The following is a 24,158-nucleotide window of genomic DNA, read 5'->3' on the forward strand; positions in this document are numbered from 1 at the left end:
CCTTCAATTCAGACGCCGCAGCACGACCGCGGAGCCCAGCCCGAGGGCCGCGGGAATGGTGACCAGCGCGTGTTCGCCGCCCGTGCGCGTGAGTGCGTCGAGCGCTTGGACGATCAGGTTGCCGCCGGTCGCCCCGAGGGGGTGGCCGACGGCGAGGGCGCCGCCGGACGGGTTGACCAGGTGCTCGTCGAGGGCGAGTTCCCGGGTGAGCAGAATCGGTGTGACCGCGAAGGATTCGTTGGCTTCCACCACGTGCAGGTCGGCGGCGATGAGGCCGGCGCGGTCGAGTGCCATCCTGGCGGCGGTGGCCGGGGCGGTCAGGAGCGGGGAGCGCACCGCGGTCTGTGCGGTAGCGATGATGGCGGCGATCGGTGGGCGGCCGAGCAGTTGTTCCGCGCTCCGATTGCCGATGACCAATGCGCTGGCGCCGTCGGCGAGCTGGGGTGCGGTGGCGATGGTGTGCAGACCGTCCGCTGGGTGCGGTGAGCCGGGTAGTCGGCGGGCTACCCGCGTCCACGCCGGATCGTCGCCGAACAGGGCGGGTAGGGCGGCGAACGCGTCGTTGTCCGCGTCGGCCCGGGCGCCCTCGTCCGCGTCGAGGAGCACGGTGCCGCCCTTGCGGACCGGGATAACGGAGTCGGAACTCGGTGCGGCGGTGGCCTTCTGGTGTGATCGGACCGCGTAGGCGTCGAGTTCCGGGCGGGTGATGCCGTGGGCGGCGGCGGTGAGATCCGCGGATACGCCGATCGTGACGAAGCCGGTGCGTTCGCCGAGGTCGGTGTCCGTGGCGATGGCGGGGCGATCGGACAGCATCGGGACCCGGGACATGGACTCGACTCCGCCCGCGACGATCACGTCGGTGTAACCCGCGGCAACTCGGGCGGCCGCGCTCTCGATCGCGTCGAGGCCGGAGCAGCACAGCCGCGACACCACGCCGCCGGGCACCCGGTCGGGCCAGCCTGCCCACAGGGCGGCGGCGCGGGCGAGGTTTCCGCCCTGCTCCCCCACCGTCGTGCTGATGCCGACCAGGATGTCGTCGACGGAATCCGGACTGAGCGAACGGTTTTCGAGCGCGACGAGCAGTTGCCCGAAGAGTTCGTAGGGTGGGATCTCGGCGAGGGTGCCGCCGGTTCTGCGGACGCGTGCGCGGGGTAGCCGGATCGCGTCGAAGATGTAGGCGTCAGGCATGGTCGATCCTCGCGAGGGTTTCGAGCGTGTGGTGACCGGCCGGGTCCTGGGCCGAAGTGGCCGGGACCACGACGATTTCGTCGGCGCCGGCGGTGCGGTACGCGTCGAGGCGATGGGCCAGGGTGGTGTTGTCGCCGAACATGCCTACCGCTGCGGGTAATTCGTCGGGTACGGCCGCGAGGACCTCACGGGGGTGTGCGCCGCTGTGCGCGAGACGCACGATGTCGCCGAAGCCCGCCTCCTCGAACATGGCGTCGTAGCCCGACGCCCGGAGATAACCCACCACGCCGCGGCGGACAGTCGCGAGGATGTCGGCGGTCGGGTCCGCGGCGGCGGTGACCCACACCGAGAGTGCGGGGGTCGGTAGACCGGCCTCGTCCGCCGCCTGACGCACTATCGCGGCGCATCGCGAAACCTGTTCCGGGGTGACCAGATTCAGCACCACACGGTCGGCGGTGCGGGCAGCCGCGGCCAAGGCGTGGGTGCCGAAGGCGGCCACGGTGATCGACGAGTTCGGTGGCGCGAGGCGGAGGCGGTAGCCCTTGGTGCGTTCCACCGCTCCGTCGAAGTCGACCTTGTCGCCCGCGAGCAGCCCGCGCAGGATGTGCGCCGACTCCGCCAGATGCGTTGCGGTGCGTCGCCTTTCGCGACCGTGCCAGCCGCTGACGACGACCGTGCTCGAGCTGCCGATGGCCACATCGACGGATCGACCGGTCAGCGCCGCGACGCTCGCGACACCGATGGCGATGGTGGCGGGCGTGCGGACGTCGACGGCAAAGGGCCCGAGGCACAACGGGATCCGCCCCGGAGCCAGCCCGATCGCGGTGGCCAGGGCGAAGGCGTCGAAAGTCGCCATCTCACCGATCCACAGGCGGTGGTAGCCGAGCTTCTCGGCGGCCTCGGCGACGGCGAGTGCGTCCAACGGATCGCGGTCCTGCCAGTACGGCAGGCTCACGCTCAGCTGGTGGTCGGCGGCGCTCACTCGACCGGATCGGCGGCCGCGCGCATCCGCTCACCGCTGACCCAGGTGGCGTGGAAACCGAGGGGCACGCGGGTGGGCAGGCCGAGGCGGCAGACGGGACCGGCGGCGAGGTCGGCGGCGTCGTAGATCCACACCTCCGACAGCTGGGTGTGGCTGTTGAACGCGAACATGGTGAGCCAGGCGTCGTCCTCGTCGCGGGCGTCCGGCCGGGGCACCACGGTGAGTTCGCTGCCGAAGAAGCCGTCGCCGAACGGCTGGGTCTGCTTCGCGCCGGTGCGCAGGTCGTACTTGATCACCGCGTCGAAAAGCATTGTGCTGTCTACGGATAACCGCATCTGATACGACCAGCGGCCGCGCTGTCCGGTAGTGCCCTGATCGATGGCCGGGAACTCGGTGTTGACGTCGTCCATCGGCTCCTCGATGGTGGCGCCGGTGCGCAAGTTGAAGCGGTACCTGTGCAATGTGGCCTCGGGGCGCAGGTAGGCCAGCAACTGGGCGAGCGGGTTGGTGCGGTCGGAGACAGGGCTCGGCTTGGTGACGCGGCAGGCGATCAAGACGATCTCGTCGCCCTCCTCCCACGAGTTGACCGTGTGATAGATGTAGCCGGGCGCGGCCTCGAACCAGCGAACCTCCGCGCCGTCACCGCGGCGGGGCAGCACCGCGAAGCGGCTCGGCAGGTTGCGGTCGAAGAACAGCTTGAATCGGCCGGCCGCGGCGGCCCGCGGGTCGTTGTAGAGCGGCAGATCCATCAGGATCGAGTAGTTCTCGGTGATCGCCATGTCGTGCGGCAGTCGCGGGCCGGGCAGTTCGAGGCCGGTGTAGTGGGTGACCGTGCCGGACGGGTCGGCGATGCCGTAGCGCAGGTAGGGCGCGTGGATGCCGTAGTCGAAGAAGATGAATTCCTCGGTGCGCTCGTCGACCTTGGCGTGCGCGGAGATCTCGCCGGGCAGGGTGCCGCCGAAGGTGTCGACGCCGCGGGTCTGCAGGCTGATCGGGTCCAGCGCATAGGGTTTGCCCGCGCGGTACCAGAGCGAGAGCAGGTTGCCGTGGTGGAAGACGACGTCGGTGTTTGCGGAGTTGCGTTCGCGGCGATCGCCGGGCGGGTTGTCGTCCCACGGCTCGATCACGCCGCGCCACAACGCGGTTCCGGCGGCGCGCTCGGCCTCGAACTCGGTGGTGCGGATGTAGCGGTTGCGGTAGGTGGCCTTGCCCTGCTCGAAGTGCACCGCGTGCAACATGCCGTCGCCGTCGAACCAGTGGTAGCGGCCGATCGGCGCGAACTGGGGGTTGGGGCCGTTGCGGACATAGACGCCGTCGAGGTCGACGGGGAGTTCGCCGTGCAGGACGGTGAGGTCGGTCGCGGTGATCTCGTCCGCGGTCGGCGCGTACATGCCCTCCAGATACGGATTGGTCAGCGCCTGCGCCGCCGGTGCGATGAGTTCTTCGTTGAGCGTCATGAGTCGCCTGCCCTTCACTACAGTTATTGAAGTGATACGCGTCTCAATGGGAGGTGTCAAGAGGCGCTGGTGGGCGGCTCAGGCCAGGCGGTCGAGTACCGCCTGCGAGACGGGTTCGAAACGGACGGCGGCGCGGTCGAGTTCGGCCTCGCAGCCTCGGCAGCGCAGGGCCGGTGCGAGGGGAGCGCCGCATTCGCGATGACGGATGCGTAGTCCTGGTTCGGGTGCGGCGGGGTGCGCGAGGTCCGACCAGGCGAGCAGGAACGCGAAGATCGCGAACAGGGCGCGGCCGCGTGGGGTCAGCCGGTATTCGCGGCCGGCGCCCTCGCCGGATCGGCGCAGGATCTCGGCGTCGCACAGGCGGGACAGGCGCTCGGTCAAGGTGGTCGGCGACATGTTCATGGCCGTGCGGAAGTCGCCGAAGCGGCGCATGCCGGCCAGCGCGAGGCCGGTGACGGTGGCGCTCCAGCGGTCGCCGATCGCCTCCATGACCTCGTCGAACTGCATGTCGGTGCGCGCGGAGACGGGAGCGCGGGCGCGGCGACGGCCGCTGGAGGTGAAGCGCCACAACGCATCGTCGCCGAGGTCGACCTCGGTGTCGCGCGGGGTGACGGTGCGGCCGCAGGATCGGCACATCAGGACCGGTGGTCCGCGGTGGCCGCAGGCGTCGTGCACCAGGTCGGGGTGCAGCGCGCCCTCGGCGGTCCATTCGCGTTGCCAACTCCAGACCGAGACGAGGATTTGCCAGGTCGCCATGCCTAGGTCGGTGAGCAGATAGTCGAAGCGGTCCGGGGATGCCACCTGCGGGGTGCGAACGAAAACGCCTGCGTCGACCAGGGCGGTGAGGCGTGCGGTGAGTACCGCGGGCGGGGCGCCGGTGCGTTCGATCCACTGGTTGAACCTGCGGGTGTGGTTAACGAACGCGTGTCGCAGGATGGTCAGCGTCAGGCGGTCGCCGAGCAGGTCGAAGGTGGCCGCGACGGGGTGCGGGGTGGGTTCTGCGGGGTCGATCGGTTCCTCTGTCATCCGCTTGCACCTCCCGGGCCTCGTTGCACTTCATTAACTGTAGTTCATCCTGTCTCCTGCGCGACTCGCTCAGGGAATGACGACGGACTCCAGCTCGAGGTCGATCTCCAGCCGAGCGAGCATCTCGCGGAACTCGCTGGCCGGGTACTGCTCGTTCTCGGTGACCAGGCCGAGGACGGTGCCGGTGCCCGGGGTCGACAGCGGGCGGATCTGGTCGACCACGCCTTCGATCGGGTCGAACAGGCGCAGCTCGGGGCGGGCGCGTTCGAAATAGTCACGCAGCCAAGGCAAGTGGGTGCTGGACAGGGTTATCGCGGCGATGGCTGGGTGGGCGGCGAGCAGGGTGTCCAGGAAATCGGCGATGACCGTCGCGGTGTGCTCGCGACGGAACAGGAAGTCGCCGCTTTCCACGAGTTCCACGAGGGCCGAGGCGTTTACGGCATGAACCCGGGTGATCGCCGAATCCGCTTCCACGCGGAGGAATTCGGCCAGCTCGGCACTCTCCACCAGTGAGCGCACGCCTAACACCGCCACCTCGCCGGCCACCGCCAGCGCTGCCCGTACCGGCGGGCGCACCCCGAAAATCGGGACCGGGCTGCGCAATTCGTCGAGGATGGTCACCGACGGCGCGTTGGACGCGAGCAGGATCGCACTCGGCTCGAATTCGGCGAGGAAGCGGACGGCACGGTCGACCACCGTCAGCAACTCGGTCCGGTCCTTCGCGCCGTACGGGAAACTTGCCCGGTCGGCGAGGTAGACGAGGTCGCGGTCGGGCAGGCGCTGATGCAGCAGTTCCACCGCCGAGTAGCTGCCGAGGCCGGCGTCGAAGACCGCGATCGGGCGTCGTAGAGAGGTCACCCGCTGATCATGCCCGGTCTACGGAAACGGGTCATGCTCCGCTCAGGACGTGCGCCCACGGTTCGTCGAGATCGGCCAGACCCAGCACGGCGACCACATTGTCGAGCATTCCCGCACCGAACCAGCGTCGCACGGCATCATCGTCGCCACCCAGCAACTGCCGCACGGTCTCGACCTGCTTGGCGTAGCACCGCCGAACGGCGTCCTCGACAAGCGGCTCGCCGACTGCACAGTTCGCGTGCATGAGGAATCGTAGGACGGTCCGGTTCTCGACGAGCGCGGCATAGGCACCGCGCACCGCGTCCATCGCGGCATCGCTACCACTCGACGTCGGCGAATGCCCGACCAAGCTCTCGGTCATGATCACGGACACGTGGTCCACCGCCGCAGCGAACAGTGCTTCTTTGTTCGGGTACAGGCGATAGAGATACGGCTGCGAAATCCCGACCCACTCGGCGATCTCGTGCGTAGTCGTACCGTAGAAACCCTTCTGCGCGAAGCAATCTATCGCAGCGGCCACCAATGCCCGACGGCGTTCATCACTCTTTGCTGTAGTGCCGGCGGCGGGCATGGGCATCAGTTAAACACGGTGCTGCTCAGCCGCCAAAAGTCACGCCGCGGGCCGGGTCGGACGACTCGTGGACGGGTGTAAGCGCTTCGATCGCCACCAGTGGATTCCAGTAGTCCAGATAGTGGGTGATGAGCGCATCGTCGTCGGTCCGGACGACGGAGATGCAGGTCTGCTGGTACGGCTTGCCGGTCGGCAATGCCGTGCCCGTCGAACGGAACTCGGCGACAACGAGACTCGGATCGACCGTCTCATGAAACACCAGGTCGACGAACTCGACGTCGAAGGTGTCGGGAAAGCTGCTCATGTGCGCGAGCAGCTCGTCGCGTCCCGTCACCCGCCGTGGCACCCCGGTCGGCGCGAACGGAAACTCGAGCACCGCGTCCGGAGCAAAGAGCTGCACCCACTCGTCGGTGCGCCCGGCGGCGGTCAGCCGCAAGTGCTCGGACAAAGCATGCTGGGCAGCGGCGCGGCGGTTGGCGTCGTTTTCCTGAGCTGACACATCTACTCCCAAGTTAGTGGTCGCTCTATAACTTATAGATCGTTCGCGCGACCCGCAAGGTGGTCGCCGCGCGGGCGCCGAGGGCGCCTGACAGACTCGGCGAGTGACCGATTCTCGTGATAGGGATGCGACCCGGCTGGCAACCGAGTCGCTGCGGCAAGGTGATCCGACCGGATGGTTCGAGCAGCTGTATGTGGCGGCCGCGGCGGGTGCGGCGGTGGTGCCGTGGGATGCGGACGAGCCGAACGAGCTGCTGGTGGACTGGCTCGAGCGGCACGACCGGACCGGCGGGATGCGGGCGATGGTGGTGGGCTGCGGGCTCGGGCGCGATGCGGAACACCTCGCCGGTCTGGGCTTCGAGACGACCGCGTTCGATGTCGCGGAGACCGCGATCCGCACTGCGCAGGAACGGTTTCCGGCGTCCAAGGTGAACTATGTGGTGGGCGATCTGCTCGATCCACCCGACGAGTGGACCGGCGCGTTCGATCTGGTGGTCGAGTCGATCACCGTGCAGGCGCTGCCTGTTTCGTTGCGGGGCGTGGCGACCGCGAATGTCTCGCGGATGGTGGCGCCCGGTGGGGATCTGCTGGTCATCGCGGGGATTCGGAAGGAAGGCGCGGAGGTGGACGGGCCGCCGTGGCCGCTCACCCGGACCGAGATCGACGCGTTCGCGGGCGAGGATCTGCGATCGGTTCGAGTCGAGCAGGCCTCCCCGGCCGGACGGCCGGACTTCATTCGGTGGCGCGCGTTGTTCCAGCGGAGCTGAGTCTTTCCGCCGGTGCCGTTCGCGGGTGGGCGGCCTTGGCAGGATGGTGGTGTGACCGAGAACGGCGATGGCCTGGTCTGGTACGCGGCGTACGGGTCGAATATGCACCTGAGCCGGCTCCGGTGCTACCTCACCGGCGGTACGCCCGAGGGCGGGGCGCGGGCGGTCCCGGGCTGCCGTGATCCGTCCGAGCCCGCCCGCTCGGTCCCCCTCATGCTGCCGGGGCTGCTCTATTTCGCCACCGAATCGCTGGTGTGGACCGGGGGCCGGGCCTTCTACGATCCGGACGGGCCCGGCGAAACGGCCGCCCGCGCCTACCTGCTCACCGCCGCCCAGTTCTCCGATATCGCCGCCCAGGAGATGTACCGCCTGCCCGGCACCGACCTGGATCTCACCGAGGCGATCACCACCGGACGTTCCCCGCAAGGTCCCGGTCGCTACGAAACCCTGTCCTGCGCAGGGACATTCGAGTCCCACCCGATCCTCACCTGCACCGCCCCCTGGCGCCACACCGAGCTACCCGGAAACTCTCCCTCCCCCACCTACTTACGTCACCTCGCGGCCGGTCTCATCGAATCCCACGGCTGGACAATCGAATCCACCGCCGCGTATCTGGCTACTCGTCCTGGCGCGGACCTCACCTGGACCCCAGAGACGCTCGCCGCCCTACTTACGGCTACCGACTAAGCACCTGCGGCTTGCCGGCGTCGATATTCCGCTGCCCTGTCCTGGTAGTTCTGGTGTTCCCGCGCGTGGTCGGGAGGAAGGTGTGGAGCGTCGGGCGAGGTGGTGGCGAAGAACTTGGTGAGCGCGGTGTTCGCGCCTGCGGCGAGTTCGCCGGATCGCTCGAACATCGGCGCCTCGTAGCGGGCGATCGCGGCGTCGAGGGTGTTCTCTTTCGCGATGGCGTGCGCGAGTTCGGCGCCGTCGAGCAACGCGAGGTTCGCGCCGTGGCCGCCGAAGGGAGCCATGAGGTGGGCCGCGTCGCCGATCAGGGTGACGCCGGGGACCTGACTCCAAGCCAGTGGGGCGGGCAGGGCCCAGAAGCTGCGTTGCACGTAGTCGCTGTCGTTGTCGGTGATGAGCGGGCGCATGACCGTGGCCCATCCGTCGAACTCGCGCAGCAGATAGGACCGGACGGCCGCGCGGTCGGTGATGTCCACGCCCGCGGTGACGTGCCAATCGAGTTCGGCGCGAAAAGCTATGTAGCCGCGGACGACTCCGTTGCTGTTGCGTTGGACGATCACCGCGCGGCCGTCGCCGTCGGTGGAGAACATGTGGCCGTGGCCGACGATCGCGGCGACCTCGGGATGTTTGGTGTCCACGTCGTCGAATCGGGCGTCGAGGAAGCAGACGCCGAGGTACTGCGGCAGCGCGTCGGTGAGCAGCGGGCGCACCTTCGACCATGCGCCGTCTGCGCCGATGACGAGGTCCGCTTCGACACTGACGCCATTGGCGAACTCCAGTCGGTGCGTACCGTTGCCGAGCGGAATCACTTGCGCGAGTTCATGTTCCCAGTGGACGGTGCCCGGACCCAGGTGCTCGTAGAGCATGGTTCGCAGTTGGCCGCGGTCGATTTCGGGAGCGGCCTCGTCGCCCTCGGCGGGGATGAACTCGCCGAGGATGGTGCCGTGCTGGTCGCGGCGGCTTTTGGCCTGCCCCTCGACGCGGGCCAGCGCGCGGAAGGCGTCCATCAGTCCGGCGTCCTCCAGCGCGATCTGGCCGGAGTCGGCATGTAGGTCGAGGGTGCCGCCCGGGTCACGGGAGTCCACGGCCGTGTCGGCGTCGTACACCGTCGGTTGGATGTTGTGTCCCTGGAGGATTCGGGCGCACATCAGGCCGGCAGGGCCGCCGCCGATGATGGCGATTCGGGGTGTGGTCATGAGAGTGGTTCCTTCCGTGTTCGATCCGGCGGAGTGCTCGTCGCCGGTGGGTCTCCTCCACCATAAGTGCAACCGTTGAAAAAGTGCAACCGTTGAACTTTGTGAACTGTTCAACCAAACGCTAAGGTGGTGAGGTGACCGAGACCGGGCGCCGCGAGCGCAAGAAAGCCGCCACCCGCCAAGCGCTGGCGGACGCGGCGGTGGAGCTGTTCCTGGAGCGCGGCTACGACGCGGTCGGCGTGCGGGAGATCGCCGAGGCCGCCGACGTCTCGACGACCACGCTGTTCAAGCACTTCCCCGGTGGGAAGGAGGCGCTGGTCTTCGACCAGGACGCCGACCGCGAGGCAGCGCTCGTCGCCGCCGTTCGCGAGCGTCCCGCCGGCTGCTCCATCCCCGAGGCGCTGCGGCAGTTGCTGCGCGACGAACGGTCCCAGCAGGCCCGCGCCGACCCGCGCTTCGCCGATTTCCTCCGCCTGATCGACACCACGCCGGCGCTACGTGAACACTCCCGGCGCATGTCGCTGCGCCACGAAACCACCCTGGCCGCTGCAATTGCCGCCGACAGCGGACTGCCCGACGACGATCCCGCCTGCCAGGCCCTCGCCCACTTCGCCCTCGAAGCCGTCACCCTCGTCCACGGCCGAGCCGACCCCGAACCCGCCCTCGACCGAATCTTCGCCCTCCTCGACACCGGATGGGCAAACATGCCGGCGTCGCGCCGCTGATCGGTTGGCCGCCAACGACTCTGGAACGTTGACAGCCGCCGATTTCGCTGACCGGGCCGATCGTGTCGGACCCTAGCGCCATACTGACGTCATGGGGTACGAAGCTGTGCGGCCGCATTCTCGCAGGGGACGGATCGGCGGGAGTTACGTGCGCGGGTCCGTCCGATTCACCGACCGGCGCGCGCCTCGGCCGGGGCGCTACCGGTCCCCGTACTTCCACGGTTACCGCAGTGCATCGCCCATGCCGATCCTGTGGGGTCTCGGGGTGCTCGTGGGCGGCGTGATCCTCGTGCTGGTCGTGCTGACCCTCACCCACATGAGTTTCACCGACCGGACGGCCGACACCGCGGTGGTGCCGACCACCGTCGCGCCCGCGCCGCCGGCCGCCCCGCCGCAGCCGTGCTTCCCGTTCCAGACAGTCTGCTGACCGACTGCTCGGCGAACGTCGTGATCAGGTGGAGTTCAACCTCCTGGTGTGGGCGGTCGGCACCCAGGCCGAGGCGAATACCCTGAGCGAACGGGTGCGCCAGTTCCAGCCCGGCTTCACCGACGAACGAATCCGCACCGCACCCGGTGTGCTGATCGGCACGCCGCAGGAGATCGCCGACCGTGTGCGTGAATGTCGCGACCGCTACGGGATCACCTACTTCACGATATTCGAATGGGACACAGAAACCTTTGCGCCCGTGATCGAACTCCTGAAGTAGGGGTGCCGATTTCCGGCTTGCATTCGGTACCTGGGTACGGGTTTACCGTGGATTCATGACGATCGATCCCACCGACTGGGTACCGGACTCGTGCACCCTGCCGACCGCTCAACGGCCGATGCGGGTAGCCGAGTTCGATCAGTTCTTCACCGACGCGGTGCAGCGCGCCGAACGACCCGGCCGGACCCGCCTGGATCTGCTGATCGACACCGATGCCGTGCCGCTCGGGCGGGATCTGGCGGCGCGCGAAACGGACTGCTGCTCGTTCTTCACTTTCACCTTCGAACCCGCCGCCGGTGGCTCGGTGCTGCACATCGACGTCCCGCTCGCCCACGTCGAGGTGCTGGACGCGCTCGAAACCCGGATCGGAACCGCGTCGCGATGAGCGCGGGGTTACGCACGGGCGAGGTGGCCGCCGCGGCAGGGGTGAACATCCAGACGCTGCGCTACTACGAACGTCGCGGCCTGCTCGCCGAACCGAACCGGTCCCTCGGCGGGCACCGTCCCTATCCCGAACAGACGGTCGCCACGTTGCGCGTCATCAAAGCCGCGCAACGCCTCGGATTCACCCTCGACGAAGTCGCCGACCTCCTCCAAGTCACCCGAATACACAGTCGCGCGGGCCTACACACCCGCGCGGCCACCAAACTCGCCGAGGTCGATGCGAAACTCGCCGAACTGAGCGGTGTGCGCGACACCCTGCGCGCGGCACTCGCCGCCGGCTGCGACGACCTGCTCGCCTGCAGCGAAAGCCCTTGCTGCCCAATTCCGTTCACCGGCGAGACCAGCGCCGCAGGCGACCGGCGCCACGGCATCGGGCGCGAAAACGACTTGAACGCGCACTGATTCGGTTGCCACGATGGGGTCCATGCTGCTACTGGTTCCTGCCGATGTGCTTCGTCCTCGTCGTGTCGATGAACATTTCGCCGCCGAGGCAGAGGTTGCTCGCGCGGCCGGTATGGAGGTCGCGCTGGTCGATCACGACGCGTTGACCGAACCCGACGGTGCCGAGCGGGCGGTGCGCGCGGTGGGGACGAGCGATACGGCGTGGTACCGCGGGTGGATGTTGCGTAGTGAGCAGTACGCCGCGTTCGCCGCGGCATTGCGACGACGTGGCGTCACGTTGCGGACCGGTCCAGAGCAGTACCGCCGGGCGCACGAGTTGCCCGGGTGGCATTCCGCGGTCGCCGACGTGACGCCTCGGGCGGCATGGACCGACGGTGCTGATCGTGCCGAATTCGACCGTGCGCGTGCCGAACTCGGTTCCGGACCCGCGGTACTGCGGGACTACACCAAGTCGATGAAGCACTACTGGAATGAGGCGGTGTTCATCCCCGAGCTGGACGACTCGGACACGGCCTGGCGGGTGGCACTGAGATTCCTGGAACTGCGCGGTTCGGACCTGACCGGTGGATTCGTTCTGCGACGTTTCGAGCATTTCCGCTCGGCCGAAATCCGCACGTGGTGGATCGACGGCACCTGCACGTTGATCAGCCCGCACCCCGACACACCTCAGGACCAGCCCGCCCCCGATTTCGATCCCACTCCGATCGCCCCACTGATCGCAAACCTGCGTCTCCCCTTTCTCACAGCCGACTTCGCACTGCGAGAAGACGGAGTCTGGCGATTGATCGAAATCGGCGACGGACAGGTCAGCGACCGGCCGGAAAGCACCCCACCCGAAGCGTTGATCACCTTGCTGCACAATCAGTTTCGCGACTGACCACCAGGTGCGGTTCGGTTCGCGCGCTCCAGAGCGAGGGCGTCGACCCCGGGCACGCGCTCGACGACGCCGAGCGAGCCTACGTCGTGGAAGCGATCTGCCGGTGGATCGTCAAGCAGTACGCTCCTGACCAACCGCCGCCGTGACGACGCGGCGAATCCATCATGAGCATCGCCGGGTTCGTTATTCGACTGTCCCGGTGGACATTCGCCGATCCAGGTACCAGAGGCGGCCGCGGCTCCACGGCAGGGAACGCCGGAAGCGATCCTGCTCAGGATGCGCGGCCAGGTAGTCACGCAGTTCCCGGCCGTAGCCCAGGCAGACCGCGACGCGATCGGCGACGATCGCGGCGTACAGCCCCAGGTATTCCTTCCCGTAGGCGTCCAGGACACACGCCATCGTGATCGCCACGGCACCCGGCAGACCGACCACGAGCAGCAACGCCCCGGCGATGGCCCCGAACCCCAAGATCTGCCCGCCCACATAGAACACGTTGGACAGATCGTCCTTGGTGTCGGTCTTGCCACGAGCTGTCACGGCCACGGCCGCGATCATCACCACCGCTGCCACGGCCCCGGCCAACCCCGTCACGACCGAGGCGGGCCTGCGATACAGGGCCGTCAGCCGACGAGCGTACGACGGGCCGATCAGGTTCAGCCCCAGTCCCCAGGCGCACTGCATGGGCAGGCCACGAGGCGCCGGTTCGATCAAATCCTTACTGTTCACGATGATTATCGCCCGCGGGCGGAAAATCAGACCCGCTCTCAACACATCGCCCACCATCAACGAATACTTCGCGCTGTCCACCCCAGCCGCGTGCGCCACCGTCGTCCACGCGGGTGTGAGCAGCGCGGCTTCGTCGGCTGTCGGTGTGCGCATCCGCGAGACGAGCCGCACCCTGGGCCGGTAGCGGGCGATCACGCACCAGATCAGCCAGATCACCGGAAGGATCCACTGCGGCCACCCCAGCTTTCGGTCGAGCCACACCAGCAGCAGTACCGTCACCACCACCAGCGGCAAGCTGACCAGCAGTTGCGCCACGAAGACCACGCTTCGCGGTCGCCGCAGCCACGACAGGTCCGCCCTCGTGGCAGCCCCTCCCTCAGTGCTCATCCGGCGAACTCACCCGCGCCGCAACACTTTTCGCCGATCGATCCGCCGACTCTCGGTAGTTTCGAATGCTTGAACCGCGGCCGACCCCGACGTCCCACACGGGAGAGCGGCGCCGCGCGGTCAAGCTTCAGGTTGAACATGCAGTGAAGATAGCGGGACCACGATGAACTCGCATGCCCCTAAATCACCGTGCATCCGTCCATCGGACGCACGAGAGTCGCGCTGGGCGCGGTCCGCAGTCGGTCACACCGACGCACCGCAATGCCACGGAGCGCGCGCCGGTCGAACGTCCAAAAAGGCTGTCTTACAGGACTTCCCAACGTGATGCGTGGCGAGCCATGCGCCAGAAGACCCCTCCGCCTTCCCGCTGGGTACGAATCGGGTATGTAGTCCATCGGGTTGGGCATCCAACGGTGGGTGCGACGCCGCGCTGGGTGCAAGGTCCACGGGCGTTCCGGTCTAGTTCAGCGCACCAGCCGAAGCGAGACCGTCAACTGGCTGGTCTCGCGTCGATCCGGACGCTGACCATATACAGAAGTTGGCGAGTTTGTACTGCGGAGGTTTGGGAAAAAGTTGGGAATTTCAGGGAGGTATCCGCGTACGTCTGTCGGTAAGCCTGCTCATCGCAGCCCGCGTGGTGCAGCGAGCGGGCTGCGATGAAAGGGCTTACTGATTCGAGCCACCGTTCATCAGGATGTTCTGGCCGGTGACGAAGGCCGCCTTGGGGTCAGCGAGCAGCTCGGCCACGTCGGCGACGTCGGTGGTTGTGGCCAACCTGCCGAGCGGCACCGACTCGCGCAGGTCGGTCTTGAACGGGTCGGCATCGGGTACGCCGTCGAAGATGCCCGCGTCGTCGATCGCGCCGGGTATCAGCGAGTTGACGGTGACCCCGCGCGAACCGAGTTCCTTGGCGAGCACCTGCACGAGGTAGGTGGGCGCGACCTTGCTGGTGCCGTACAGGCCTATGCCGACGGCGGGGAACTGGGTGGTGCTGGAGGCGACGTTGATGATGCGGCCGCCGTCGGCGATGTGGCGTGCCGCCGCCCGCAGCACCAGGAACGGTCCTTTGGTGTTGACCCGCAACAGCAGGTCGAAGTCCTCCTCGGTGATGTCGGTGACCGGGATGTTGACCTTCTCGATGCCGGCGTTGGCGACCACCACGTCCAACCGCCCGAACGTGTCCAGCGCGGTGCGGAACAGGTGCTCGACACCGTCGGAGGTGGAGACGTCGGCCTGCACCGCGATGGCCTTGACGCCGGCGGCACTCGCCTGGGCCTGGACATCGCCGGCTGCCGCAGCGTCACGTGCGTAGTTGATGACCAGGTCCGCTCCTTGTTGGGCGAAGCGCAGGGCGATGGCCCTGCCGAGCCCTCGCGACGAGCCGGTGATCAGGGCGACTTTTCCTTGTAGCGTCATCACAATCTCCTTCGGATCACTGCTCACTTGCCGTTCGGGTCGCTGTGGTTGAGCGTGGCGACGACCGTCTCGTAGTCGCCGCGGGCCTCGCCGTAACGCAGGAACTTGACGCGTTCGACCTGAATCTCCTTGGCGTCGGGCTGGGACTCGATCAACCCGATCACCTCGGCGACGAACTCCTCGAGGGGCATGGCCCACTCGCTGTTTTCCTGGCCGGGCATCAGCGAGGTGCGCACCGACGGCGGCTCCAGTTCCACCACCCGCACCGAGGTGTCGGCCAGCTGCAATCGCAGCGATTCGCTGAGCATGTGGATGGCGGCCTTGGACGCGTTGTAGCTCGGCGTGACCGTGAGCGGGGCGAACGCGAGCCCGGAGGACACGGTCATGATCGTGGCGTCGGGCCGGGTGCGCAACTGCTCGATGAACGCGGCGATCAGCCGGATCGGGCCGAGCAGGTTGGTGGTCACGATGGACTCGGCGGAGGCGAGGAACGTCTCGGGCTGGTGCCAATCCTCGACGTTCATGATGCCTGCCATGGTCACCAGCACGTTGAGCTCGGGGTGCTGGTCGAGCACCACTTTGGCGGCGGCTTCGATGCCGGCGGGGTCGGCGGTGTCGATCTGCACGGTGTGCATGCCGGGGTGCTCGACGGCGATCCGCTCGAGCAGCGCGGTGCGCCGGCCGCCGACGATGACGGTATTGCCCCTCGCCTGCAACTCGACCGCGAGTGCGAGGCCGATTCCGCTGGTGGCGCCGGGGACGAAGATGGTGTTTCCGGTGATGTTCATGCCCTGATCGTGCGCGCCCCGGTGGGTGGGATACAGAGAGCGCTTATCGGGGGATCGGCGATCCCTGGCTACCGATCGGCAACCCGCCGATACCGGTGTTGACCACTGACCGCGCACAGAGGGCTACGAGAAAGCTACTGGGGATGCTGGGCAATGCGCGCTCCCCCACCGACGTGTGAGACCGGCCGCCAGCTCGACTGCGCGAAACCGGCTGTGGCTTCAGGACTTTGTCGATCGCTTGCGGAAAATGATGGAACCGATCGCCGCCCCCGTGCATCTAATACAAGTAGAAACAGTTGGTTTCCGCAGCGTGCACGATCGGAAAGCGTTCTGTCGCTGCTTGATTCGAAGGGGAGTTCGAATATGAATGTCAATCGCTTGGCCGCAAGGATTGCGATTGTCGCGGGGGTCGCGATCGGTGGCGCCGGTATCGTTTCCGGCGCCGCTTACGCGGAGCCGCGCGAGCCGGGTGTGATGTGCTGGAATCTCGAGGAGTCGACCACGGTGCCCATGTGGTTCCCGCTGGAGACGGTCTGCCCCGACGAGTACCCGCCCGCCCCGAACTGGCACAACATGTGAGCTCGGTCCGGCCCGACGCCAGGTGTACCCGCGTCGGGCCGGACCCGGCGGTGTCGAGGTTGGCGCCGATAAAAGTTGACGTCACTGTGGCTGGATGGTGATAGGTTGCGGCGCACCATGGCCTACTTCGATATCGAGGGTTATCAACCGCAGTGGCTCAGCGGCCGCCGCGAGATTGCCGACGCTCATGGTCGGCGGCTCCAGGCGCTGCTCGGGCGCCGCCTGACCCGGGCGTGGCTCGCTTGGGACCGCGACGACGATCAGTGGTTCGCCGACGGCCCGGTTCTGTTGGACTTCGACGGTGAGCAGGTAGAACTCAATCACCAGAAGTTCGACGATCTCTCCATCACCTGGAACACCGTCGATCCTATCGAGCAGGCCACCTGGTCGAATGGCGATGACGACGATCCGGACGTTCACACCTTCCATTTGAGCTGGCGACACGACACCCGGCCCGAGTTGGTGGCCCTCGAAGGGCAGCAGCTACAGGCGATCGAGTTGCTCGAGTGGGCCGGCCGGAACGTTGCCGACGGAATGGTCGCGGTGAGTTTCATATTTGCCGATGACCGAGTGACGATCAGCAACGGAATGGACGAGAACGAGCTGGAATTCGGTGCGCCGCTAGCCGAATACCGCAGCCATCAGCTAGACAACTGACATCGGCAGAACGAACCTGCGCTGGTAGCGCCGTGCGTGCGGAGAGGAAGGTCACCGCGGGGCGGGTTGCCGGGGGCGCGCGGAATTGCCATGGTGGGTAGTAGGTCCTGAAGAGGGCCCCGGACGAGGGAGCCGTACCCGGTGCGCGACAAGACGGCCTCGGAGGCTCGTCATGTCGTGGTTGATTCTCATGCTGTCCGGAGTTTGTGAGGCCGTCTGGGCTACCGCCCTGGGCAAATCGGCCGGGTTCAGTCGACTGGTTCCTACCGTGGTCTTTCTCGTCGCGCTGGCGGCAAGCATGGCCGGATTGGCGTTTGCCATGCGCGGTCTGCCGATCGGCACCGCCTACGCGGTCTGGGTAGGTATCGGTGCCGTGCTCACGGTTGTCTACGCGATGGCGACTGGCTCGGAACCGGTGTCCTTACTGAAAGTGCTGTTCCTGCTGGGCATTGTCGGCTCAGTGGTCGGGCTGAAGCTCGTCCACTGAGCCGAAAGCCGTTATCCGCGTGCGGCGTTCGCGGTCGAGATGAATTCGATCTGCGCGGGTGACGGTCCGCAGAACTCGCTCTCGATCCGGTCGGCCTCGCCGGCTTGCATGCGATACATGCTGTCGCGCAGGCCGGCGTCACCACCGTGGAACCCTTCCAGGAGTTCCATCCATTGCGCTGCCAACTGCTGTGCCTCGGGGGTGGTCGGGTCCATGCCCGCCGCGATCGCCGCGTCGACCTTCGGGATGAGTTCACCCCATGCGGCTTCGACTTGCCGAATCCGCTGCTCCCCGAGTTCTTCTCGACGCTGCGCGAGCTGCGTCAACTGTCCCTCGGTGAAGTACTGCTTGAACGTGTCGTCGACCATGACGGTCCTCCTGATCAATTCCAGGAAGCGTTCCGCGGATGCGTCCGGACTGTTCTCGGCGGTGGCGGCCAGTGCCGCGACCAGGGCGTGCAGTTCCTGGGTCGCGGCCAACTGCGCGGCGAGAAAGTCGCGATGCGCAGACAGCACCTTCGGCATCGCCACGGTGCCGGCGAGCAGGTCCATGATCTGGTCCAGGCCCAGGCCGAGGTGGCGCAGGGCCAGCACCTGATACAGACGCTCGACGTCGCCGGCGGTGTAGAGCCGGTGGCCGGTGCTGCTCCGCTCCGCCGGGTGTACCAACCCGATCCGGTCGTAGTGGTGCAGCGTCCGCACCGTCAACCCGGCCTCGGCCGCGAGTTCACCGACCTTCCATACCCGCTCGGTTCCGTGCTGGTCCATCCGTTTCGTCTCACTTCCACCGACGCTCTGTGCGCCGGTGTCGCCGACGGTAGAACCTGACCTAACGTCAGGTGCAAGCCTAAACAACGGGCGGCTGCCCCCTCATATGCTGGGGCCGGAACATTTGTACAAGCCACCGGACCCCACCGACAGCGACAGTGATTGCATGAATTCACCTCTACTCGCGAGAAGACGCCGCGCTGCCGCCGTGGTCGGCGCGATTGTCCTACTGTTGCTGGGCAATTCGGTGCTGAGCGCACATCGGAGCGTCGCAGCCACCGGAGCATCGACGCTGACCGTCGACGGTCACGACCTTCAGGTCAGCCAGGACGGTCCCGCCGACGGACCGGCCCTGGTCCTGATCCACGGCCTCGCCGGATCGACGCACTGGTGGGACCGGCTGGTGCCGCTGCTGACCAACTCCTACCGGGTCATCCGGGTCGATCTGCTCGGGCACGGCAGCTCGGCCAAGCCCGACGGCGACCGCTACTCGATCCCGGCGCACGCCAATCGAGTCGCCGGAGTGCTGGAGCAGCTCGGCATCCCCCACGCCATCGTGGTCGGTCACTCCACCGGCGGCGCGGTCGCCACCTCGCTCGCCGAACAACGCCCCGAATTGGTGAGCGCGTTGGTGCTCATCGACACCGGGCCGAGCATCGCCGACGACACTTCCGAAACGCCGACCAGCAGGCTGCTCACGACTCCCGTTGTCGGAGAAGCACTCTGGCAGCTACGCACCGACGGTCTGCTGCGCCAGGCGCTGAGCGGAGCCTTCGCCACCGACGACTTCCCGATCCCGCAGCAGTTCGTCGACGACCTGCGTGGCATGACTTACCACTCCCTCACCGCGACATCGGCGGCCAGCCATGACTATCTACGGGAGCGCACCCTTCCGGATCGGCTGACCGCCCTCGGCAAACCCCTGCTGGTGATCTTCGGGGAACAGGACCGGCGCTGGCGGCCCGCCACCTCCACCGACGCGTACCGCACCGTTCCGGGCGCGCGGGTGGAGACCATGGCTGGCGTCGGTCACTCACCCCTGGTCGAGGATCCCTCGCGGACCGCCGGAATCCTGTTGTCCTTCAAGGACATCCACGCCTCCTGAAGGCACAATGCTCATACGGATTCTCAGCATGACACCGGGTCTCCAACGAGCGCACGTTCCGCGCAAGGGCGGCGGCCATATTCACGCCACCTTGATGACGACTTTGCCCGATGAGTGCCCGTCCTCCACGATTGCGAGGGCGGCTGGGGCGTCGGCGAGCGAATGGATCGCGGTGATCACGGGGGCGAGGACTCCGTCGAGGGCGAGTTGTGCTGCGCGCTCCAGGTTTTCGCGGTCGATTCGACGGTCTACTAATCGCCCACCGAGGTCGGACACCGACGGATCACCCACGGAGATCACGTTGCGCGGATCCCGGGCCAGTGCAGCGACCGTCCGCAGCGAGGTGCCGCCGACCAGGTCGACGATCCCGCCGAAGCCGTCCGTAACCAGCTCGCGGGCCGCGGCGACGACATCGCCGGCGGCGTAGTCGATAAAACGCACCCCGGTGGCCTCGGCGTGCTCGCGCTTGGCGGCGCTCCCGGTGCCGATCACGCGAAGCTCACGCCCAATAGCCAGCCGGGCGACGGCAAGGCCGACCCCACCACCGACCCCGTTGACCAGGATCGTGGCCCCGGCCGGGAGGTCTAGCTGGTCGAGCGCATCGACCGCGGTCGTCCCGGCCACCGGCAGCGTGGCCGCGACGGTCGCGGACAGACCCGCTGGGATCCGCGCGGTGTTCGGCGCGGACAGCAGCGTCGTCTCGGCGTACGTGCCGGCGCCGGTGAGCGCGAAGCCGAAGACCGCGTCACCCACCTCCAGTCCATCGACGTTCTCACCAAGGGCGAGAACGGTTCCCGCCGCTTCCATGCCCAGCACGCGGGGAAACGGCCGCCCGCTGTCGAGTTCGGCGACCAGACCCGAGCGCAGCACGTGATCGAGCGGATTCACGCCGGCGACATCGACCCGGATCAGCACCTCGCCACGACCAGGGACCGGATCGGGACGATCGAAGAACTCCTGCACCTCGGGCCCGCCAAACCTGCCGAAACCCCACGCCTGCGCCATCTTTCGCCGCCTCCCGGATGACCGGCCCGGTGGTTCCGGGCTCCGCACAACCATCGTCACCTCTCACGCCAACGTGAGGGGCAACCGGATGAGGCACAGGTCACAGCGTCAGGTCGACCGCGCCACACCGGTTTCCGGGTCCGCGCTCTGTGAGCAACGCCGACAGGCGCGCGCCGAAGTCTTCGGCACCGTCGGGCACGCAAGGAGACGCGGACCCCGTCTACGATAGGCGCACTCCGGCCGACAACACTCGACCACGATCCGAATCGAAACGAGCGAATCCCCCACCGTGTCAACGTAATTGGTCCCGACGACGAGTCAGGTAGGCAGTCTCGGCGGTATTACCCGCCAACTCGATGGCTTTGTCGTACGCCGCACGCGACTGCTGACTTCGCCCTTGCCGACGCAGCAGGTCGGCCCGAGTGGCGTGGTAGGCGTGATACCCGGCCAGCTGGTCTTCGAGACGATCGACCGCCGCCAAAGCCACCTCCGGACCGTCGATTTCAGCGAGGGCGATGGCCCGATTGAGGGCGACGATCGGCGAAGAATCGAGGCGAACGAGCTGGTTGTACAGCGCGAGGACCTGCGACCAGTCGGTGTCGCGCATGTCGCGGGCAGAGGTGTGCACGGCATTGATCGCGGCGAGGATCTGATAACGCCCCGGCGCCACCCCGGCGGCAGCAGCCGCCAAGCGCTCACGCACCAGACCGTGCCCCTCGGCAATCAGCTCCTTGTCCCAAGCCCCGCGGTCCTGCTCGTCGAGCGCGACCAACTCGCCGGAGACCGAGACGCGAGCAGTTCGGCGGGCCTCGATCAGCAGCATCAGCGCCAGCAACCCGGCCACCTCCCCGTCCTCCGGCAGCAGGGCGCGAATCAGCCGGGTGAGCCGGATCGCCTCCGCGGTCAGGTCCTGACGTACCGGATCGGTGTCCGCGCCGGTCGCCAGATACCCCTCGTTGAACACGAGAAAGAGTACGGCGAGCACGCCGGCGACCCGCGCCGGGAGATCCTCGGCGGACGGCATCCGATACGGGATGCGCGCCGCTTTGATCTTGGCCTTCGCCCGGGTGATCCGCTGCCCCGTGGCCGCCTCGGTCGCCAGGAAGGCGTGGGCGATCTCGGGCACGGTCAGCCCGCCGACCATGCGCAGGGTCAGGGCCAGGCGGGCTTCCATCGCCAGCGCCGGGTGGCAGCAGGTGAAGATCAGCCGCAGCCGGTCGTCGTCGATGACGCCGAGAGGCTCGGGCGGGTCGTCGTCGAACACCATCAGAGCCTCCTTGTATTTGTCGTCGCGCTTGTTCTCGCGCCGGATCCGGTCGATGGCCTTGCGGTTGGCGGTGGTGGTCAGCCAGGCGCCGGGGTTGGGCGGCACGCCGTCGGCCGGCCACCGCTCGACGGCGGCCGCGAACGCCTCGGCGGCCGACTCCTCGGCGATGTCGAGATCACCGAAACGCCTGGTCAAGCTGGCGACCACCCGGGCCCACTCCGTGTGGTGGGCGTGGGTGATCGCCTCCTCGATGTCGCTCACTGAAACGGCCGCACCTCGATCTTGCGATCGCAGACCTTCGACGCCTCGGCGGCCAGCCTCAGCGCCACATCCAGATCGGGGGCCTCCCACACCCAGACGCCGGCCAGGTACTCCTTCGACTCCACGAACGGCCCGTCGCTGAACACCGCCTGCTCGCCCCGGTTGTCGATGACCGTGGCCGTGTCGGTGTCCGCGAGTCCGCCCGCGAACACCCAGTAGCCGTCGGCGATCAGGCGCTCGTTGAATTCGCTGATGGCAGGTTGCCGGTCCGTGCTGCCGGGATTGCTCTTGTCGTCGATCACGGAAACCAGATAACGCATCTGTAGATCCTCTCCTGTGGTGTCAAGACAACGTGGTCGGCGCGTCCGCGTTCCGGGGCTTCGGCCCGACACCCGCGGGAACCGCCGTGTGCGGGTGCGGGATGTAGACGAGCTTGTGCGTCCGGCCGTCGAGCACCGTCGATTCGACGAGTTCCAGGTCGAACTCCGCCCCTCCGTGCAGCAGCGCCGCTTCGCCTGCGCGGCCCGTGACGGCGGGGAACATGAGGATTTCGAGCCGGTCGACCAGGCCGGCGGCGAGCAGCGCACGGTTCAGCGAGATGCTGCCGTGCGAACGCATCGGCACGTCCGTCGTCCGCTTCAGGCGCTCGATCGCCGTCACCGCGTCCTCGTCGAGCACCGTCGAGTTGTCCCACCCGAGCGGCGCTTCGAGCGTGCTGGAGAACACGAGCTTCGGCAGCTGCTTGATGCTCTCGTAGTAGGGCTCGTCGAACATGGTCACGAACTTGCGGAACTGCCGGAACGTCGTCGCGCCGAAGACGAGCACCTGGTCCTGCGCGAAGGTGCGCACCCGGTCCTCGATGACCTCGGGGCCTTCCTTGCCCCAGTATCCGGGCCAGCCCTGGGCCGAGCCGTAGCCGTCGAGGCTGCAGAAGAAGTCGACGGTGAAGGTGGCGCTCATGTGTTTTCCTTTCTCTCGCCGCCCTCGCTGGGCGGCCTCACCACTGCTACGAACGCCACTTGCCCGATCCGACAGCCCCGTCCAGATTTCTTCGAAAATCTTTCCGGGGACGTCAGCGCAGCAGGTCGACCACATCGTCGAGCCGGGTGCTCAGCAGGATGCCCGCGGCCACTGCCGGTACCGATACCGCGACACCGGCCGGTGCGTAGTGATGCGTCGCGAGGGTGAGATCGACCAGCAGCCCGGCGAGCGCGAGGACGCCGAGCGTGGCACTGCGCAGCACGTGCTCGACCCGGATCGGTGTGGTGGACGCGCCGAAACAACGGCACGGCGTGGTCGAACCGCGCCGCAACGCACTCAGCAGCGCGACGGTGAAACATCCCAGCAGCAATGCGGCCAGTCCGAGGCCGACTCGGGCCGCCGGTTCGGCGATCAGCGCGCAGACGATGATCACCTCGGCCGCGACGGTCGACAGCGCCGCCCGCCGGGCCGCCCGATCGCCAACGCCGAGTAGCGCACCCGTCGCCGCGACGAACTCCAGATATGTTGCGCGGCTTCGCAATTTGCCGACCAATGCCACCAGGAACACTCCTGCCAGCAGGTACCGGCAGGACAGCACGACGTAGATCATCCGATCCGCCCCGCGGTCCGGGTGCGGCAGATCAGCGTGCCGACGAAACCGTCGAGACGGTACGGCCCCCAGTTGCGTGAGTCGCCGCTGAGCGGGTTGTCGCCGAACACCACCACCGAATCCCGCGGCACCAGACCCGTGTCGTCGGTGGCCGGAACATCGGCGGGCAGCGGGTCACCGGGAAGCGCGACAACACGTTTGACGTGCCAGCCGGGACACTGCCACTCCCGGCCCTGAGCCGCCTCGGGCGCCATCAGCACCACGATCCGGCCGCGCCGCAGGCCGGCCGGACCGCGGCGGCGAACCAGAATCCGGTCGCCGTCGCGCAGCGTCGGTTCCATGCTGGCGCCGGTGACATTCACCAGGACCAGCATTCGCCGCGCGGCGAATAGCGCGCCCGCCGCGGCCAGCAGTGCGGTGACCACTCCCAGCGATCTCATATTCGTCTCCTGCAATTTCGCTTGCCGTAATCGAAAGCAATGTGGTTATGATCGGTCCGCCGCCGGACGGGCCGGCGAGATATGAGGTGAATTCATGATCGGAATCGCACGCAGGGCAGGCGACAGAATGCTGGCGAGGCTTGTACCACAAATGGACGCGTCCGCCTGCACCGCACCCGAACGGGAATGCTGGTGCGATCACGACAATAACTATCCGTCGTATTGCTGCCAGGAATGCCGCTACTGCCCGGGCACCGGTTATACCTGCGGTGGCTACGGCTGTCGCCAGGGCTGCCC

30 protein-coding genes and 1 riboswitch are annotated in these 24,158 nt (G+C 67.4%); of the genes, 12 read left to right on the forward strand and 18 right to left on the reverse strand.

Annotated features, from left to right (window positions below; translation table 11 throughout):
• Nucleotides 1-3: 3 nt before the first annotated feature.
• The 7 genes from AB0M22_RS32460 to AB0M22_RS32490 form a co-directional block, all read right to left on the reverse strand.
• A complete protein-coding gene (locus AB0M22_RS32460) occupies nt 4-1,188 on the reverse strand; it encodes an acetyl-CoA C-acyltransferase (RefSeq protein WP_364735017.1) in 1,185 nt (394 codons plus the stop codon).
• A complete protein-coding gene (locus AB0M22_RS32465) occupies nt 1,181-2,170 on the reverse strand; it encodes an LLM class F420-dependent oxidoreductase (RefSeq protein ID WP_364735019.1) in 990 nt (329 codons plus the stop codon). Before AB0M22_RS32465 ends, AB0M22_RS32460 begins: the two co-directional genes overlap by 8 nt.
• Nucleotides 2,167-3,627, reverse strand: coding sequence for a carotenoid oxygenase family protein (locus tag AB0M22_RS32470; RefSeq protein WP_364735021.1), 1,461 nt, complete (start codon nt 3,625-3,627; stop codon nt 2,167-2,169). Before AB0M22_RS32470 ends, AB0M22_RS32465 begins: the two co-directional genes overlap by 4 nt.
• Before the next feature lie 78 nt (nt 3,628-3,705).
• Nucleotides 3,706-4,653 (reverse strand): helix-turn-helix domain-containing protein, encoded by a 948-nt coding sequence (locus tag AB0M22_RS32475; protein ID WP_364735023.1) that lies wholly within the window; start codon nt 4,651-4,653, stop codon nt 3,706-3,708.
• A gap of 69 nt (nt 4,654-4,722) precedes the next feature.
• On the reverse strand, nt 4,723-5,511 hold the full coding sequence (locus tag AB0M22_RS32480; RefSeq protein ID WP_364735025.1) for an Asp/Glu racemase: 789 nt from the start codon (nt 5,509-5,511) through the stop codon (nt 4,723-4,725).
• 31 nt (nt 5,512-5,542) lie between these two features.
• Nucleotides 5,543-6,088 (reverse strand): TetR/AcrR family transcriptional regulator, encoded by a 546-nt coding sequence (locus AB0M22_RS32485; RefSeq protein WP_364735027.1) that lies wholly within the window; start codon nt 6,086-6,088, stop codon nt 5,543-5,545.
• Nucleotides 6,089-6,107: 19 nt separating this feature from the next.
• Nucleotides 6,108-6,581 carry a nuclear transport factor 2 family protein gene (locus tag AB0M22_RS32490; RefSeq protein ID WP_364735029.1) on the reverse strand — a complete coding sequence of 158 codons (474 nt, stop codon included), beginning with the start codon at nt 6,579-6,581 and terminating at the stop codon, nt 6,108-6,110.
• Nucleotides 6,582-6,684: 103 nt separating this feature from the next.
• Here AB0M22_RS32490 and AB0M22_RS32495 point away from each other — a divergent pair, with 103 nt between their 5' ends.
• Nucleotides 6,685-7,347: a class I SAM-dependent methyltransferase gene (locus AB0M22_RS32495; RefSeq protein ID WP_364735031.1), complete on the forward strand. Its 663-nt coding sequence runs from the start codon at nt 6,685-6,687 to the stop codon at nt 7,345-7,347.
• 51 nt (nt 7,348-7,398) lie between these two features.
• A complete protein-coding gene (locus tag AB0M22_RS32500) occupies nt 7,399-8,034 on the forward strand; it encodes a histone deacetylase (RefSeq protein WP_364735033.1) in 636 nt (211 codons plus the stop codon).
• On the opposite strand, the gene AB0M22_RS32505 is transcribed toward AB0M22_RS32500, so the two are convergent.
• Entirely contained in the window at nt 8,031-9,230 is a 1,200-nt protein-coding gene (locus AB0M22_RS32505) for an NAD(P)/FAD-dependent oxidoreductase (RefSeq protein ID WP_364735035.1), read from the reverse strand. The genes AB0M22_RS32500 and AB0M22_RS32505 overlap by 4 nt on opposite strands.
• A 134-nt stretch (nt 9,231-9,364) precedes the next feature.
• On the opposite strand from AB0M22_RS32505, the gene AB0M22_RS32510 reads away from it, so the two are divergent.
• The 6 genes from AB0M22_RS32510 (at nt 9,365) to AB0M22_RS32535 (ending at nt 12,385) form a co-directional block, all read left to right on the forward strand.
• Entirely contained in the window at nt 9,365-9,955 is a 591-nt protein-coding gene (locus AB0M22_RS32510; protein ID WP_364735037.1) for a TetR family transcriptional regulator, read from the forward strand.
• A 91-nt stretch (nt 9,956-10,046) separates the two neighbouring features.
• Nucleotides 10,047-10,382, forward strand: a complete 336-nt coding sequence (locus AB0M22_RS32515; RefSeq protein WP_364735039.1) for a hypothetical protein — start codon at nt 10,047-10,049, stop codon at nt 10,380-10,382.
• A gap of 28 nt (nt 10,383-10,410) precedes the next feature.
• Nucleotides 10,411-10,662 (forward strand): hypothetical protein, encoded by a 252-nt coding sequence (locus AB0M22_RS32520; RefSeq protein WP_364735041.1) that lies wholly within the window; start codon nt 10,411-10,413, stop codon nt 10,660-10,662.
• Nucleotides 10,663-10,717: 55 nt separating this feature from the next.
• Complete coding sequence (locus tag AB0M22_RS32525; protein WP_364735043.1) at nt 10,718-11,047, forward strand: hypothetical protein; 330 nt, start codon at nt 10,718-10,720, stop codon at nt 11,045-11,047.
• Nucleotides 11,044-11,508, forward strand: coding sequence for a MerR family transcriptional regulator (locus tag AB0M22_RS32530; RefSeq protein ID WP_364735045.1), 465 nt, complete (start codon nt 11,044-11,046; stop codon nt 11,506-11,508). Before AB0M22_RS32525 ends, AB0M22_RS32530 begins: the two co-directional genes overlap by 4 nt.
• 22 nt (nt 11,509-11,530) lie before the next feature.
• Nucleotides 11,531-12,385 carry an ATP-grasp domain-containing protein gene (locus tag AB0M22_RS32535; protein ID WP_364735047.1) on the forward strand — a complete coding sequence of 285 codons (855 nt, stop codon included), beginning with the start codon at nt 11,531-11,533 and terminating at the stop codon, nt 12,383-12,385.
• Between the two features lie 183 nt (nt 12,386-12,568).
• On the opposite strand, the gene AB0M22_RS32540 is transcribed toward AB0M22_RS32535, so the two are convergent.
• The 3 genes from AB0M22_RS32540 to AB0M22_RS32550 all read right to left on the reverse strand — a co-directional run bounded on the left by AB0M22_RS32540 (nt 12,569) and on the right by AB0M22_RS32550 (nt 15,702).
• Entirely contained in the window at nt 12,569-13,426 is an 858-nt protein-coding gene (locus AB0M22_RS32540; protein ID WP_364735049.1) for a hypothetical protein, read from the reverse strand.
• A 738-nt stretch (nt 13,427-14,164) separates the two neighbouring features.
• Nucleotides 14,165-14,914 carry an SDR family oxidoreductase gene (locus tag AB0M22_RS32545; RefSeq protein WP_364735051.1) on the reverse strand — a complete coding sequence of 250 codons (750 nt, stop codon included), beginning with the start codon at nt 14,912-14,914 and terminating at the stop codon, nt 14,165-14,167.
• A 23-nt stretch (nt 14,915-14,937) separates the two neighbouring features.
• Nucleotides 14,938-15,702, reverse strand: coding sequence for an SDR family NAD(P)-dependent oxidoreductase (locus AB0M22_RS32550; protein ID WP_364735053.1), 765 nt, complete (start codon nt 15,700-15,702; stop codon nt 14,938-14,940).
• Between the two features lie 363 nt (nt 15,703-16,065).
• On the opposite strand from AB0M22_RS32550, the gene AB0M22_RS32555 reads away from it, so the two are divergent.
• The 3 genes from AB0M22_RS32555 (at nt 16,066) to AB0M22_RS32565 (ending at nt 17,425) form a co-directional block, all read left to right on the forward strand.
• Nucleotides 16,066-16,281 carry a hypothetical protein gene (locus AB0M22_RS32555; RefSeq protein ID WP_364735055.1) on the forward strand — a complete coding sequence of 72 codons (216 nt, stop codon included), beginning with the start codon at nt 16,066-16,068 and terminating at the stop codon, nt 16,279-16,281.
• A 117-nt stretch (nt 16,282-16,398) separates the two neighbouring features.
• Nucleotides 16,399-16,938, forward strand: a complete 540-nt coding sequence (locus tag AB0M22_RS32560) for a hypothetical protein (protein ID WP_364735057.1) — start codon at nt 16,399-16,401, stop codon at nt 16,936-16,938.
• 100 nt (nt 16,939-17,038) lie between these two features.
• A riboswitch (guanidine-III (ykkC-III) riboswitch) is annotated at nt 17,039-17,102 on the forward strand.
• Nucleotides 17,103-17,110: 8 nt separating this feature from the next.
• The gene (locus AB0M22_RS32565) at nt 17,111-17,425 is read left to right on the forward strand and encodes a multidrug efflux SMR transporter (protein WP_364735059.1); all 315 of its coding nucleotides are present in this window, start codon (nt 17,111-17,113) and stop codon (nt 17,423-17,425) included.
• Nucleotides 17,426-17,436: 11 nt separating this feature from the next.
• Here AB0M22_RS32565 and AB0M22_RS32570 read toward each other — a convergent pair whose 3' ends face one another.
• Entirely contained in the window at nt 17,437-18,192 is a 756-nt protein-coding gene (locus AB0M22_RS32570; protein ID WP_364735061.1) for a MerR family transcriptional regulator, read from the reverse strand.
• 166 nt (nt 18,193-18,358) lie between these two features.
• Between AB0M22_RS32570 and AB0M22_RS32575 the strand changes: the two genes are divergently transcribed.
• Nucleotides 18,359-19,297, forward strand: coding sequence for an alpha/beta hydrolase (locus AB0M22_RS32575; protein WP_364735063.1), 939 nt, complete (start codon nt 18,359-18,361; stop codon nt 19,295-19,297).
• 81 nt (nt 19,298-19,378) lie between these two features.
• Here AB0M22_RS32575 and AB0M22_RS32580 read toward each other — a convergent pair whose 3' ends face one another.
• The 6 genes from AB0M22_RS32580 to AB0M22_RS32605 form a co-directional block, all read right to left on the reverse strand.
• Complete coding sequence (locus AB0M22_RS32580; protein WP_364735065.1) at nt 19,379-20,302, reverse strand: NADP-dependent oxidoreductase; 924 nt, start codon at nt 20,300-20,302, stop codon at nt 19,379-19,381.
• A 292-nt stretch (nt 20,303-20,594) separates the two neighbouring features.
• A complete protein-coding gene (locus AB0M22_RS32585; protein ID WP_364735067.1) occupies nt 20,595-21,830 on the reverse strand; it encodes a DUF6596 domain-containing protein in 1,236 nt (411 codons plus the stop codon).
• On the reverse strand, nt 21,827-22,150 hold the full coding sequence (locus tag AB0M22_RS32590) for a YciI family protein (RefSeq protein ID WP_364735069.1): 324 nt from the start codon (nt 22,148-22,150) through the stop codon (nt 21,827-21,829). Before AB0M22_RS32590 ends, AB0M22_RS32585 begins: the two co-directional genes overlap by 4 nt.
• Nucleotides 22,151-22,172: 22 nt before the next feature.
• Nucleotides 22,173-22,790, reverse strand: a complete 618-nt coding sequence (locus AB0M22_RS32595) for a dihydrofolate reductase family protein (RefSeq protein WP_364735071.1) — start codon at nt 22,788-22,790, stop codon at nt 22,173-22,175.
• A 112-nt stretch (nt 22,791-22,902) separates the two neighbouring features.
• On the reverse strand, nt 22,903-23,421 hold the full coding sequence (locus tag AB0M22_RS32600; protein ID WP_364735073.1) for a MauE/DoxX family redox-associated membrane protein: 519 nt from the start codon (nt 23,419-23,421) through the stop codon (nt 22,903-22,905).
• Nucleotides 23,418-23,861 carry a S26 family signal peptidase gene (locus tag AB0M22_RS32605; protein ID WP_364735075.1) on the reverse strand — a complete coding sequence of 148 codons (444 nt, stop codon included), beginning with the start codon at nt 23,859-23,861 and terminating at the stop codon, nt 23,418-23,420. The genes AB0M22_RS32600 and AB0M22_RS32605 overlap by 4 nt, the downstream gene beginning before the upstream one ends.
• Between the last annotated feature and the right edge of the window lie 297 nt (nt 23,862-24,158).

It is taken from the genome of Nocardia sp. NPDC051756, from assembly GCF_040681495.1.
Lineage (GTDB): Bacteria > Actinomycetota > Actinomycetes > Mycobacteriales > Mycobacteriaceae > Nocardia.

Bases quoted from the DNA above. Each gene is read 5' to 3' on its own strand.
- AB0M22_RS32460 (WP_364735017.1), bottom strand. From the start codon at position 1,188: ATGCCTGACGCCTACATCTTCGACGCGATCCGGCTACCCCGCGCACGC.
- AB0M22_RS32470 (WP_364735021.1), bottom strand. From the start codon at position 3,627: ATGACGCTCAACGAAGAACTCATCGCACCGGCGGCGCAGGCGCTGACC.
- AB0M22_RS32475 (WP_364735023.1), bottom strand. From the start codon at position 4,653: ATGACAGAGGAACCGATCGACCCCGCAGAACCCACCCCGCACCCCGTC.
- AB0M22_RS32485 (WP_364735027.1), bottom strand. From the start codon at position 6,088: ATGCCCATGCCCGCCGCCGGCACTACAGCAAAGAGTGATGAACGCCGT.
- AB0M22_RS32505 (WP_364735035.1), bottom strand. From the start codon at position 9,230: ATGACCACACCCCGAATCGCCATCATCGGCGGCGGCCCTGCCGGCCTG.
- AB0M22_RS32515 (WP_364735039.1), top strand. From the start codon at position 10,047: ATGGGGTACGAAGCTGTGCGGCCGCATTCTCGCAGGGGACGGATCGGC.
- AB0M22_RS32525 (WP_364735043.1), top strand. From the start codon at position 10,718: ATGACGATCGATCCCACCGACTGGGTACCGGACTCGTGCACCCTGCCG.
- AB0M22_RS32530 (WP_364735045.1), top strand. From the start codon at position 11,044: ATGAGCGCGGGGTTACGCACGGGCGAGGTGGCCGCCGCGGCAGGGGTG.
- AB0M22_RS32535 (WP_364735047.1), top strand. From the start codon at position 11,531: ATGCTGCTACTGGTTCCTGCCGATGTGCTTCGTCCTCGTCGTGTCGAT.
- AB0M22_RS32545 (WP_364735051.1), bottom strand. From the start codon at position 14,914: ATGACGCTACAAGGAAAAGTCGCCCTGATCACCGGCTCGTCGCGAGGG.
- AB0M22_RS32550 (WP_364735053.1), bottom strand. From the start codon at position 15,702: ATGAACATCACCGGAAACACCATCTTCGTCCCCGGCGCCACCAGCGGA.
- AB0M22_RS32555 (WP_364735055.1), top strand. From the start codon at position 16,066: ATGAATGTCAATCGCTTGGCCGCAAGGATTGCGATTGTCGCGGGGGTC.
- AB0M22_RS32560 (WP_364735057.1), top strand. From the start codon at position 16,399: ATGGCCTACTTCGATATCGAGGGTTATCAACCGCAGTGGCTCAGCGGC.
- AB0M22_RS32565 (WP_364735059.1), top strand. From the start codon at position 17,111: ATGTCGTGGTTGATTCTCATGCTGTCCGGAGTTTGTGAGGCCGTCTGG.
- AB0M22_RS32570 (WP_364735061.1), bottom strand. From the start codon at position 18,192: ATGGACCAGCACGGAACCGAGCGGGTATGGAAGGTCGGTGAACTCGCG.
- AB0M22_RS32575 (WP_364735063.1), top strand. From the start codon at position 18,359: ATGAATTCACCTCTACTCGCGAGAAGACGCCGCGCTGCCGCCGTGGTC.
- AB0M22_RS32580 (WP_364735065.1), bottom strand. From the start codon at position 20,302: ATGGCGCAGGCGTGGGGTTTCGGCAGGTTTGGCGGGCCCGAGGTGCAG.
- AB0M22_RS32590 (WP_364735069.1), bottom strand. From the start codon at position 22,150: ATGCGTTATCTGGTTTCCGTGATCGACGACAAGAGCAATCCCGGCAGC.
- AB0M22_RS32595 (WP_364735071.1), bottom strand. From the start codon at position 22,790: ATGAGCGCCACCTTCACCGTCGACTTCTTCTGCAGCCTCGACGGCTAC.
- AB0M22_RS32600 (WP_364735073.1), bottom strand. From the start codon at position 23,421: ATGATCTACGTCGTGCTGTCCTGCCGGTACCTGCTGGCAGGAGTGTTC.
- AB0M22_RS32605 (WP_364735075.1), bottom strand. From the start codon at position 23,861: ATGAGATCGCTGGGAGTGGTCACCGCACTGCTGGCCGCGGCGGGCGCG.